At 72.4% G+C, this 12,433-nt stretch carries 9 protein-coding genes; 4 read left to right on the top strand and 5 right to left on the bottom strand.

Going from position 1 to position 12,433, the window contains the following annotated elements; translation table 11 throughout:
- Positions 1-3: 3 nt before the first annotated feature.
- The gene (locus tag AB0K05_RS14755) at positions 4-1,437 is read right to left on the bottom strand and encodes a nitronate monooxygenase (RefSeq protein WP_364229466.1); all 1,434 of its coding nucleotides are present in this window, start codon (positions 1,435-1,437) and stop codon (positions 4-6) included.
- Between the two features lie 140 nt (positions 1,438-1,577).
- On the opposite strand from AB0K05_RS14755, the gene AB0K05_RS14750 reads away from it, so the two are divergent.
- Positions 1,578-1,931 (top strand): hypothetical protein, encoded by a 354-nt coding sequence (locus tag AB0K05_RS14750; protein WP_148035382.1) that lies wholly within the window; start codon positions 1,578-1,580, stop codon positions 1,929-1,931.
- Here the strand turns inward: AB0K05_RS14750 and AB0K05_RS14745 are convergent.
- On the bottom strand, positions 1,928-3,598 hold the full coding sequence (locus AB0K05_RS14745; protein WP_364229464.1) for a serine/threonine-protein kinase: 1,671 nt from the start codon (positions 3,596-3,598) through the stop codon (positions 1,928-1,930). The genes AB0K05_RS14750 and AB0K05_RS14745 overlap by 4 nt on opposite strands.
- A 173-nt stretch (positions 3,599-3,771) precedes the next feature.
- On the opposite strand from AB0K05_RS14745, the gene AB0K05_RS14740 reads away from it, so the two are divergent.
- Positions 3,772-5,721 (top strand): glycosyl hydrolase family 18 protein, encoded by a 1,950-nt coding sequence (locus AB0K05_RS14740; RefSeq protein ID WP_364229462.1) that lies wholly within the window; start codon positions 3,772-3,774, stop codon positions 5,719-5,721.
- Positions 5,722-5,768: 47 nt separating this feature from the next.
- On the opposite strand, the gene AB0K05_RS14735 is transcribed toward AB0K05_RS14740, so the two are convergent.
- From AB0K05_RS14735 to AB0K05_RS14725, 3 genes are all read right to left on the bottom strand, one after another.
- Complete coding sequence (locus AB0K05_RS14735; protein WP_364229460.1) at positions 5,769-6,530, bottom strand: glycoside hydrolase family 16 protein; 762 nt, start codon at positions 6,528-6,530, stop codon at positions 5,769-5,771.
- A gap of 14 nt (positions 6,531-6,544) precedes the next feature.
- Positions 6,545-8,272: an ABC transporter ATP-binding protein gene (locus AB0K05_RS14730; RefSeq protein ID WP_364229458.1), complete on the bottom strand. Its 1,728-nt coding sequence runs from the start codon at positions 8,270-8,272 to the stop codon at positions 6,545-6,547.
- Positions 8,273-8,841: 569 nt separating this feature from the next.
- Positions 8,842-9,993: an MFS transporter gene (locus AB0K05_RS14725; protein WP_364229456.1), complete on the bottom strand. Its 1,152-nt coding sequence runs from the start codon at positions 9,991-9,993 to the stop codon at positions 8,842-8,844.
- A gap of 178 nt (positions 9,994-10,171) precedes the next feature.
- On the opposite strand from AB0K05_RS14725, the gene AB0K05_RS14720 reads away from it, so the two are divergent.
- Entirely contained in the window at positions 10,172-12,043 is a 1,872-nt protein-coding gene (locus AB0K05_RS14720) for a SpoIIE family protein phosphatase (RefSeq protein ID WP_364229454.1), read from the top strand.
- Complete coding sequence (locus tag AB0K05_RS14715; protein ID WP_219542935.1) at positions 12,036-12,431, top strand: ATP-binding protein; 396 nt, start codon at positions 12,036-12,038, stop codon at positions 12,429-12,431. The genes AB0K05_RS14720 and AB0K05_RS14715 overlap by 8 nt, the downstream gene beginning before the upstream one ends.
- Positions 12,432-12,433: the final 2 nt, after the last annotated feature.

Raw genomic sequence — 12,433 nt, 5'->3', positions numbered from 1 at the left:
AGGTTAGGCCGTCCCCACCCGCGCTCCCGTCAGGATCCGGTCGATCACGTCGGCCGCCGAGTGGTCCCGCGGCAGCTCGGCCAGGAAGCCGGTGTCCTGGCCCAGCGTGAGCAGGGGCGGCTCGGCGTAGCCGTCGGGACGGTGCTGGCCGAGCCCGATGGCCGCGAGCAGCCCGTTGCACAGGCACCGCCGCTCCTCGGCCTCCTCCGCCGGGCGGCCCTTGCGCACGTAGACGTCGACCGGCTCGGCCGCGCACCGGTAGCCGATCGCGCCGTCCGCCTTCTCGTACGGGGTGCGCAGGTAACCGAGATCGCACAGGCGCGGGCGATCGGCGTAGACCACCGGGTCGGCGAGCGTGCCGGGCACGTCGGCGACCTTGAAGGGGAAGCCGGTCGGCGAGGCCAGCGGGTCGTTGCGCACCCGGAGCGTGCCGTCGGCGGCGCCCCGCAGCAGGCGGTCCCGCAGCGCCGGGTCCAGGCCCGACTCCCGGCAGAGCGCGAAGGCCGAGCCCACCTGGATGCCGTTCGCGCCCGCGGCCAGCGCCCCGGCCAGGCCGTCGGCGGTGCCGTAGCCTCCGGCGAGCCAGAACGGCAGCCCGATCGCGGCCACCTTGGCGACGTCCACCTCGTCGCGCGGCCCGTACACCGGCTCGCCCGCCTCGTCGAGCGTCATCCGGCCGCGCGGCGGCGCGCTGTGGCCGCCCGCCACCGGCGACTCCAGCACGAACCCGTCGGGCCTGGTGCGCGGCGTACGGGCCAGGTAGGCGGCCAGCACGTGCGAGGACACGATCGCGAGCAGCCGGGGCCGCGGCAGCGGCGGGAGCGTCCGCCCGAACAGCCGGTTCGGCTCGACCGCGACCGGCCGCCGGTCGCCGTCCGCCACGGTGACGGCCACCTCGCCCCGGCGGTGCGCGGCCAGCTCGTCCAGCAGGTGCGGGATCTCCGCCGGGATGCCGGCGCCGACCAGCACGTAGTCGACCCCGGCCAGCATCGCGCCGTAGACGGCGGCGGGCGTGGCCATCTGGATCTTCTCCAGGTAGTTGACGCCGACCAGTCCGTCGTGCCCCTCCTTGGCCAGGTACACCTCGGCGAAGTTGGCCACCACGGTCAGCTCGTCCAGCGCGCGGCTCTGCCGCAGGCCCAGCCGGGGCACGGGCCGGTACGGCGTGCCCTCGGGGATGCCGCCCGGCACGAAGTAGCGCCGCAGCACCCGCGCGGCCACCTCGGGCACCGGGAAGGCGGCCAGCGCCCGGCGCAGGTCTCCGCCGGGATCGCCCCGCTGCAGCCGCCGGGCCAGGGTGAGGTCCAGGGCCGTCCCCGACACCACGCCCAGCTGCCCGGCGCGGGACACCGCCCGCGCCAGCCGCCATCCTGACACTCCCACGCCCATGCCGCCCTGGATCAGGACGGGCGGGGCGTCGTGCACACTCCTGCCCATGGTGGCCAGTGCAGCACGCGGGCCGGGTGGTGCTGTAGGGGCCAAAGTCCTTCCCGCCGGTGACCCCCGCCCCTACCGCGGGACCGCCACCGGCCGATGTCATGCTGGCAGGCCCTCGCACCGTTGAGGAGTGACCGCTCGTGACCGCACGCATCAAGGCCGGGCTCCCGCCGCCCTACGACGGGATGTACACGGCCTACGCCACCGCCCTGGCCGGCGCCCGGCTCGCCGAATCCAGCAAGTCCCGCTACCTCACCCGGGTGCGCGCCTTCCTGACCTGGACCGCGGACGCCTCCGCCCGCGGCGTGCTGGGCCACGACCCGCTCGGCGACATGTCCGCCGCCATCCGCGCCGCGCACGGCTACCACCGCCATCTCAGGGACGGCGGGTACGCGCCCGCGACGATCGACGGCGTGCTGGCGGCGGTCGACGACTTCTACGGCCGCCACGGCATCGGCGCCACGGGCGCCCGCCGCGAACGCTCCCGCGCCTAGTCCGGGAAGTCGAGGACCAAGTACTCGTACTCGGCCGGGCCGGTCAGGTCGAACCGCTTGTCGCCGTCACGGTCGATGAAGATCGACAGGTGGAGGTCGCCCTTCCACTCGCCGGCCGGGGTCGTGGCGTCCCCCTTCTGGATGGTCGAGAACAGGACCTTGTCCGTGGTGTCCGAGTGCTCGGCGAGCCGGTCGCCGATCAGGTAGTTGTGGGCCTCCTCGTTCAGGTAGAGCGTGCCCGACCCGTGCTCGTAGTCGGCGATGCCGGTGCCGGGGCTGTAGCAGGTGTGGCCCTCGACCTTGGTGTCCCGCTCGATGCGGAAGACCGAGTCGTCGGTCCAGGCGCAGATCTGGGCGGCGGTGTCCTTCGGGAGCTTCGGCAGGCGCAGCTCGAACGGCTCCGCCTTCATGGAGACGGTGCTGATCTCCTTGTCCTCGTCGGTGAACGCCATCGTGCTCGCCGCGCCGCCCTGCCACACCTCGATGCCCAGGCGGGGCGAGCGGGCGATCTGGTTCTCGACCGGTGAGGGGCTGCCGGAGGCCGCCGACCCGCCGGGGCTCGGGGTGGGGGTGGGGGTCGCCGGGCGGTCCAGGTTGAGCACGAGCGTCACGGCCACGGTGGCCACCGTTACGGCCGCGGCGACGAGCGACGCGCCGATGGCCATCCCGGCGCGCCTGCGGCCGGGCTCGGTGGTGGGCGACCCGGTCGGCCCGGACCCCCACGGGGTGTTCACGTACCCGGGCGGGGGCGTGGAACCGGGCGGGGGCGTGGAACCAGGCGGGGGTAGCGGCACCGGCGGACCGCTCGGCGGCGGGAGGGAGCCCGGCCTGGCCGTCGGGAAGGCTTCCTGGCGCTTGTCCATCAGGCCGAGCAGCGTCTGCTGGGCCGTCGGCCGCCGGGCCGGGTCCTTGACCAGGCAGGCGGCCACGTACTCGCGCAGCCGTCCCGACAGCCGGCCCAGGTCGGGCTCGCCGTTGAGAATCCGGTTGATCACGGCGGGCATCGGCTCCTGCCCGAACGGCGGGCGCCCGTTGGCCGCGAACGCGATCGTGCACGCCCAGGCGAACATGTCGAGCGGCGCCCCCGCCGGATGCCCCGCCAGCTGCTCGGGCGACATGTACGCGGGAGTGCCGACGATCCCGCTGGCCGGAGCGGCGGTGCCCTCGAACGGCCGGGCGATGCCGAAGTCGATCACCCGTGGGCCGTCGGCGGCCAGCAGCACGTTGCCAGGTTTGAAGTCGCGGTGCACGATGCCCGCCGCGTGGATGGCGCCCAGGGCCGTCGCGGTGGCCACGGCCAGCCGGTCCAGGTCGGTGCCGGTCAGCACGCCGCGGTCGCGCACGGCCTCATGGAGGGACGGGCCTTCCACGTACTCGCTGATCACGTACGGCGGGTCGGACTCGGGGTCGGCGGCGAGCACCCGCGCGGTGCAGAACGGCGCGACCCGCTGGAGCGCGGCCAGCTCGCGGTGGAAGTAGCGCCGGGCGTCGGTGTCGTTGCCGAAGTCGGCGTGCAGGAGCTTGACCGCCACCTGCTGCCCGGAGTCCGACTCGCCGAGGAACACCACCCCTTGCCCGCCCTCGCCGAGGCGCCCCCGCAGCGCGTAGCCGGCGATCTGGGTGGGGTCGTTGGCGCGGAGGGGACGGATGCCGCTGATCGAAGGCATGCCGTCGATTGTGCCGGACGAGGCGATCGTCCGGCTTGCAGGCTGCTTGACGACGGCCTCCGGCAGAGGTTATCTTCGGAACGAATATAAAGGAAACTTTACTAATAGTTTCCTGGACGCGCGACTCCCATCCCACCCCCCTGTTCACCCCTCCAACCGGATGTCGGAGCATCATGAAACACAGAGTCCTGGCCATCCTTGCCGCGTTACTCATGCCGCTCACCGTGCTGGTCGCCGTCCCGGCGACGGCCTCCGCCTCCTCCTCGGGCATGTCCGCGCTCGCCGAGTGGGCGCCGTGGACCTCGTACACCACGGGCACCCGGATCACCTATCAGGGCGTCGAGTACGAGTGCCGTCAGAGTCACACGTCGCAGCCCGGCTGGGAGCCGCCGAACGTGCCGGCGCTGTGGCTGCCGACCGGCGGCCAAGGCGGTGACACCCAGGCCCCGTCGGTGCCGGGCAACCTGCGCTCCACCGGCGTGACCAGCGCCAGCATCTCCCTCGCCTGGAACGCCTCCACCGACAACGTCGGCGTCACCGGCTACGAGGTCTACCGAGGCTCCACCCTCGTCACCACTGTCACCGGCACCACCCACACCGACACCGGCCTGAACGCCGACACCGGCTACACCTACACCGTCCGCGCCCGCGACGCCGCCGGCAACCGCTCCGCCGCCAGCGCCGCCGTCACCGCCAGAACCTCCACCGGAGGCGGCAACGACACGCAGGCCCCCTCGGTGCCCGGCAACCTGCGCTCCACCGGCGTGACCAGCGCCAGCATCTCCCTCGCCTGGAACGCCTCCACCGACAACGTCGGCGTCACCGGCTACGAGGTCTACCGAGGCTCCACCCTCGTCACCACCGTCACCGGCACCACCCACACCGACACCGGCCTGAACGCCGACACCGGCTACACCTACACCGTCCGCGCCCGCGACGCCGCCGGCAACCGCTCCGCCGCCAGCGCCGCCGTCACCGCCCGGACCTCCACCGGAGGCGGCGGAGGCGGGGACAAGGTCCTCGGCTACTTCGTCAACTGGGGCGTCTACCAGCGGAACTACCACGTCAAGAACATCGACACCAGCGGCTCGGCGGCCAAGCTCACGCACATCAACTACGCCTTCGCCGACGCGCGGAACGGCGGCTGCGCGCTGACCGACACCTACGCCGACTACGACCGCTTCTACAGCGCGGCCGAGAGCGTGGACGGCGTCGCCGACACCTGGGACACCGGAGCCCTGCGCGGCAACTTCAACCAGCTGCGCAAGCTCAAGCAGAAGCACCCGCACATCAAGGTGCTGCTCTCGGTCGGCGGCTGGACCCTGTCCGGCGGCTTCGGCCAGGCGGCCCGGAACCCCGCCGCGTTCGCCGAGTCCTGCTACCGCCTGGTCGAGGACCCGCGCTGGGCGGACGTCTTCGACGGCATCGACATCGACTGGGAGTACCCGAACGCCTGCGGCCTGACCTGCGACACCAGCGGCCCGGCCGCGTTCCGGAACCTGATGCAGGCGCTGCGCGCCCGGTTCGGCTCCGGCAACCTGGTGACCGCCGCCATCACCGCCGACGGCACCAACGGCGGCAAGATCGACGCCGCCGACTACGCGGGCGCCGCCCAGTACGTCGACTGGTACAACGTCATGACCTACGACTACTTCGGCGCCTTCGCGGCGCAGGGCCCGACCGCCCCGCACTCGCCGCTCACCTCCTACAACGGGATCCCGACGGCCGGGTTCTACTCCGACGCCGCGATCCAGAAGCTGAAGAGCAAGGGCATCCCGTCGAGCAAGCTGCTGCTCGGCATCGGCTTCTACGGCCGCGGCTGGACCGGCGTCTCCCAGGCCGCCCCCGGCGGCACCGCCTCCGGCGCGGCTCCGGGCACCTACGAGGCGGGCATCGAGGACTACAAGGTGCTCAAGACCCGCTGCCCCGCCACCGGCACCGTCGCGGGCACCGCGTACGCGCACTGCGGCAACCAGTGGTGGAGCTACGACACGCCGGCCACGATCGGCGGCAAGATGGGCTACTCGAAGAACCAGGGCCTCGGCGGCGCGTTCTTCTGGGAGCTCAGCGGTGACACGACCAACGGGGAACTGATCACCGCGATGCGGAACGGCCTGCGCTGACCCGCTGACAGGTGAAGGGCCGGCCCCGCGATCCGGGGCCGGCCCTTTCACGTCCGCCGGTAACCGCGCACGTGATCGACGGTGAACTCCTTCGGGTACGGGCCGCTTTCGGGCCCGGGGAACTCGTAGACGTTGAGCATGAGCTGCATCGGATAGGCCGGTGACTGGCGGACCGTCCTGATGTGCTCGCCGTCCACGAAGAAGGACACGCGGTCAGGCGTCCACTCCGCCGCGTAGATGTGGAAGTCGCGGGCGTCGATGGGCAGCGTCTCGCGGGTGAAGTCGTCGGTGATGGCGGGGTCGCCGAACGGGTGCACGCCCATGCCGACGCCCGTCGAGTCCGGGCCGACGTCGCGGCCGAAGATCTCGCAGACGCAGATCTCGGCCGAGCGCTCCGGAGCGTCCTCGTATCCGATCATCCAGAGCGCGCACATGGCGCGCGGGTCGTCGGTGACCTTGGCCCGCATCTCGATCAGCCCGTAATGAGGGGTGTAGAGGCGGACGTTCGCCTGGGCCTCGCGGACCACGGCGGCGCTGCGCCCGTGCTGGCCGACCGAGCTGCCGACCGGGCCCGCGAACACGCCGGTCTGCAGCGACGAAACACGCAGGCCGCCCTCCAGCTCGGGGCTCCACGGCGGCTGGTCCTCCTCGATCAGCAGCCGCAGCCGCCCGCCGCCGGTGCGGTAACGGGCCGGCGAGCGGTCGCCGGTGGTCCACTGCGGCAGGTAGCGCGCCACCCACCTGCGCGCGTCCAGCTCGTCGTCGTCGAAGGTGTCTTCGAACTCCAGCTCGTACCCGTCCTCACGCACCAGCACACGGTACGTCAGCGGACCGACATATCAGTGCCGGAGGCCCACCGCCTGAACTTGATCGGGCTGCGCTGCACCACGGGCTCCAGGTCGATCACCCGGGCGTCCTCAGGGACGTGCCGCAGGTCGTGGGTGATCATGATGGTGGTGCGGCCCGTCATCAGCCGGCGCAGCGGCTCCATCACGCGGGCGACCGTGGCCTCGTCCAGCCCGGTCATGGGCTCGTCCAGCACCAGCACCGGGGCGTCGCGCAGGATCGCCCTGGCGATCGCCAGCCGCTGCCGCTGGCCGCCCGACAGCAGCCGGCCGCGCTGGCCCACCGCGCTGTCGTAGCCGTGCGGCAGGCTTCGCACGAAGTCGTGCACCCCGGCCAGCACGGCGGCTTTGATCACCTCGTCGGTCGAGGCGTCCGGCCGCCCGTAGGCGATGTTGTCGCGTACCGACCCCGAGAACAGCAGCGTCTCCTGGTGCAGGATCGTGATGTTGTCGCGCAGCGACTCCGTGGTCAGATCCCGGATGTCCGAACCGTCCAGCAGCACGCGCCCGGACTCCGGGTCGTAGAACCGCAGCAGCAGCTTGGCCAGCGTCGACTTGCCCGCGCCGCTCGGCCCGGTGAACACGACCAGTTCGCCGGGCTCGACGGCGAACGAGAGGTCCACCAGCGTGGGCCGCCTGCGACCCGGATAGGTGAAGGTGACGCCGTCGAACGCGATCCGCCCGCGGCTGCGGCCCGGCAGCGGCTTCGCGTCCTCCCGGTCGGTCACCGCGGGCCGCACCTTGAGCACCTCGATGACCCGGTCGGAACCGGCGGCCGCCTCCGACACGGTGAGCGCGATCTCCCCCAGGTTCTGCACCGCCGGGTAGAGCATGGCCAGGTACGCGGCGAAGGCCAGCAGCCCGCCGAGCGTGAGCCGGCCCGTGGTGATCTCCCAGGCGCCCACGCCGAGTATGACGATCAGGCAGACGGTCTCCAGCACCTGCATCAGCGGCCCGTACACGCCCGAGAGCCACGCCTGCCGCAGGTTCGCGTACAGCCAGCGGCGTCCCGCGCGGTGCAGCCGCCGCGACTCGGTCTCCTCACGGTTGTACGCGTGCACCAGCGCCTGGTTGGCCAGGCCCTCCTCGATGACGCTGTTCATGTCGCCGTTGCTGGCCCGCTCGCTGGCCGAGGCCGTCCGGAACCGGGACGCGAACACCTTCGAGGCGATCAGGAAGGCCGGGAACAGCGCGATCGTGATCAGCGCCAGGTCCCAGCGGATGAGGAACGCCGCCCCCGCGAAGAAGACGGCACTCGTCACCGTCGTCAGCAGCTTGACCAGCCCCGAGCCCATCAGCTCCTGGATGGCCGCGATGTCGTCGGTCAGCCGCGCCATCAGGTCGCCCAGGCGGCGGTTCTCGGCGAAGTCCGGCGACAGCTTCTGCAGGTGCGCGAACACCCGGTCACGCAGCCGCAGCAGGAACCGCTCGGCTCCCACCGCCGTCGCGTACGCGCCCCCGATCGACGCCACGGCGGCCACGGCCGCCAGCCCCAGCCAGGCGAACGCCGGCGTCCAGAACGACGTCATGTCGCGGGTGGCGAGCACCTCGTCGGTGATGTAGCCGAACAACCGGATCGCGGCCACCTCACAGAGGGAGGCCAGCACCGCGAAGAGCACCCCGGCCGCGAAGAACCAGCGCAGCCCACGGGTATCGGGCCAGAATTCACGAAATGTCCGGCGCAACGTCACCGTCGGCGCCAGCATCCCCCGCTCGCCCCGATCGGAGAATTGGAGGGAGAGCCGACGGGTAACCCGCCGGCCCTCCCGACTTTCCACTACCAACACCACCACCTACGGCAGCATCGGTTGCAGCGACAGCCGCCGCAGCACCTACGCCTTCTGCAGCAGCCTCGCCTTCCGCATCCACTCGTCAGAGCCATTTCTGCCTCCCCCGATCGGATTCGAACCGTCTTTTTCGGACGGTAGCACCGATATACCCAGGAATCCCCCCAAACACATCTGTCGAAAGAGACTTTGACTTCTCTCCGGCATCAGGAATAGTCGTGCTCTATTCCCGGCAAATCCTTCACAAAAGTCGTCCAGTTCGCCTACATACGATCTTGAAAGACCGGAAATTCCCGACCTCGATTTCCGGGACACCACTTCTCAGGCCCTTCAAGGCACGCCATGCCTGTGGACAAACATGCCGCCGGTCAAGGATCACCCTCGCTCCGGCCGAGAACCCGTCACCCCAAACCGGACACGGTGCCACGCGAGCATGGAACTGCGCAGAGTAGCGCATCGGCAACAGAACGAGTTCGTCTCCCCGGCCCTCAGCTTGATTCCTGTTGGCCCACGGAAAGCGCGTCCGTGTTCCGTGCCGCCAGCACCGTCACCGCCGCCAGCCCCGCCAGCCCCGCCCCCGCCACGTAAGGCAGCGCCACTCCCGCGTCGAACAGCACCCCCGCGCCCGCCGGTCCCACGATCCTGGCGAAGGCGCTCGCCGACTGGCCGGCGCCCAGGCGGGCGCCGCGGCGGTCCGGTGGGCCCGCCGCCGCGAGGAGGCTGGCCACGGTGGGGGTGACCAGGCCGTTCCCGGCCGACAGGACGCACACGGCCAGCACGCACAGCCAGGCGGGGCCCGCGGGGACGACCGGCAGGCAGGCCGCCATCACCACCGCCCCGGCCGCCGCCACCCTGGCGTCGCCCCACCGTCTGGCCAGCAGCGTGACCGGCCCCGCCTGGACGGCCGCCATGGAGAGGCCGGCGGCGGCCATGGCCAGGCCGATCGCCTCGGGCCCCCAGCCGTACCTGTCTCTGCCGAGGAAGGCGAGCGTGGTCTCCATGCCGACGAACGCCGCCATGGTCAGGAAACCCGTCCCGGACAGGAGCAGCACGCCGGTTCCCGGCGGGCCGGTGCGGCCGGGGGCCCGCCGGCGTCCGGGCGGCTCGGGGAGCAGGAACCAGGCCGCGACCAGGTTGGCGGCGGCGAGCGCCGCGGCGGCGTACGCGGAGGCCTGGAAGCCCCATGGGGCGAGGACCGCACCCAGCGCGGGGCCGGCCACGAACGCGGTGCCGATGGCCATGCCGAGCCGCGCCATCGCGGCCGTGCGGCGCTCCTCCGGCACGGCGTCGGCGAGGTATGCCTGGGCGACCGAGATGCTGCCGCCGAAGGCCCCGGCCAGCGCCCTGGCGGCGATGAGCCAGCCCAGCGACGTGGCCGCGCCGGACAGGGCCAGCGACAGGGCGGAGCCGGCGAGCGCCAGCAGCAGGACGGGGCGCCGCCCGTACAGGTCGGAGAGCCGGCCGAGCAGGGGCGCGGCCAGGAACTGCGCGACGGAGTAGGCCGTCACCGTGAACCCGTACAGGATGCCGGTGGCGCCCAGGTCGGCGGCGAAGAACGGCAGCGACGGCAGGATCACCGTGAACCCCAGCAGGTCGATGAAGACCGTGAGGACGATCACGAGCTGGACCGGCCGCCGCATCGGCACTCCAAGGAGGTGGGTCTCTGTTCGGCGTGTCATGCTACAAGCCGTCGTGGCCGGTCCCCCTGACAGGACTGAGGCGGCCGATACGCTGGCGGCCCCTTCTTACGGGTGATAGACAGCGATATGCCGGGACAAAGGAGCAGGCCGCCGTCCGGCCGGGTCGGGTGGCCGTGACATGGACGGTCCTGAACAACCGATGGAGCCCTCGCAGAACTACTTCGACCGCCTGGCCGACCTCGACGCGCGGCTGGGGCGGGTTCGCGGCGATCATGCGCCGGCGCTGGAACGGGCCGCCGGGATTCTCGCCGGGCGCACGTCGTGCCGCATCGCCGAGGCGCACGCGTACCTGCGCGGGCTCGCCGCCGACCAGGGGCGCGACGTGTCCGAGCTGGCCGCCGAGGTGGTGGCGGCGTTGGAGGGGCGCTCGGAGGAGGGGCCCGAGCGGCTGCGCGCCACCGTGGCGTCGGCGCTGCGGCCGCTGCGGCAGCCGCCGCAGACGGGCGACTGGGCGCGCATCGCCCAGCAGGTCCTGGACGGCGTGGCCGGCAACCACACGGTGCTGATGCCGGTGCGCGCCGAGGACGGGCGCATCGAGGACTACCTGTTCATGGCGGTGGGCCCGGAGCTGGTGGACATCTCGGGACGGCGCGGCTCGGAGATCGTCGGCCTGCGGCTCAGCGAGGTCTACCCGACGCTCGTGGGCGGCCCGGTGTGGGACGCGTGGGAGCGGTGTCTCGCCGACGGGATGCCGCGCCAGGTCGGCCCCATCCCGTATGTGAGCGTGGCGGCGCGGGCGCCGGCCGAGATGACCATCTCGGTGCAGATCAGGCCGGTGGGCCCCGGTGTGATCAACAGCTGGGTCAGGCACGACGTGCAGAGCCGGCTGGAGGAGCGCTCGGCGCAGACCGAGCGGCTGGGCAACCTCGGGTGGGGCGAGTGGGACCTGGTCACCGGCGAGGTGGACTGGTCGCCTGGCCTCTACCGCGTGTACGAGCGCGACCCCGCGAGCGGGCCGCTGCCCCGCGACGTGCTCGACACCCTCACGGTCGAGGAGGACATGCCGCTGCGGGCGCAGGCGGCCGAGGACTTCAGCCGGGGCAAGACCATCGACCTCACCTACCGGGTCAGGATCGGCGGCCGGGTCAAGCACCTGCGCATGGTCGCCGACGCGGTGCGCGACGCCGAGGGCCGGCCGGCCAAGATCTTCGGCGTCATTCAGGACGTCACCGCGCGCGAGACCACCCGGGCCAAGCTGTCCAGGATCGAGCAGGAACTGCGCGAGCACCAGCGGAACCTGGAGGCCGAGCACCGGCTCGCCGTCACCCTCCAGCAGATCGTGCTGCCCATCCCGACCGAGCCGATCGACCTGCCGCGGCTGCGGGTGGCGGTCCGCTACCTGCCCGCCGTGCAGGCGGAGCGGGTCGGCGGCGACTGGTATCACGCGGCGCAGGCGGGCGACGGCAGCGTGGTGCTCGCCATCGGCGACGTCGCGGGTCACGGGGTGCGCGCGGCGGCCTGCATGGCGCAGCTCCGGCACGCGCTGGCGGCACTGGCCGTCACCACCACGAGCGAACCGGCCGAACTGCTCGGCCACCTCAACCGCCTGCTGTACATGGGCGGCACCGGGACGAGCACGGCCACCGCGGTGGTGGCCCGCTACCTGCCGGAGACCGGCGAGCTGCGCTGGGCGCAGGCCGGGCACCCGCCGCCGCTGCACAGCCGGGGCGGGCACACCATCGAGCTGGACCGCCCGGACGGCTCGGTGCTCGGCGCCGTGCCCGCCGCCGCCTACGGCACCGCCGCCGTCACCATCGCGCCGGGCGACCTGTTGCTGCTCTACACCGACGGCATGGTCGAGCGGCGGGACAAGACGCTGCGCGAGGGGCTCGCCCCCGTGATCGAGACCCTCGACAGGACCTTCACCCGGCGCAGCCGGCATCCGGTCGCCGACGTGATAGCCCAGCTTCCCGACGCCAACCCGGAAGACGACACCTGTGTGCTCGCCGCCCGCCGGCTGCCCCTCTCCCCGGAAGGCGCCAATGGCTGAGGAGCTGGAGACGCTGCTCAGCCGCGACTTCGATCTGGAGTCCCTGATCAGCCTGCGCCGGGAGGTGGAACGGCACAGCGAGGAGGAAGGGCTGGCCGGGCTGGCGCTGTACCGGTTCGTGGTGGCGGTCAACGAGATCACCACCAACTCCGTACGGCACGGCGGCGGGCACGGCCGGCTGACCCTGTGGAAGGGCGCCGACCGGCTCTACTGCGAGGTCACCGACCGGGGCCGCGGCCTGCCCCCCGGCCGGGAGCGGGCGCAGCCGCCGCCGTCCACCAGCGCCAACGGCCGGGGCCTGCTGCTGGCCAGGCACGGCGCCAGCCGGCTCAGCATCCACAGCGACGGCGACGGCACCAGCGTCATGCTGGAGGTCACGTACACCTGAGC

Origin of the sequence: Nonomuraea sp. NPDC049486 (genome assembly GCF_040676925.1) — a bacterium.
GTDB classification, from domain to species: Bacteria; Actinomycetota; Actinomycetes; order Streptosporangiales; family Streptosporangiaceae; genus Nonomuraea; species Nonomuraea ferruginea.
This window is presented reverse-complemented; position numbering and strand designations above follow the sequence as displayed.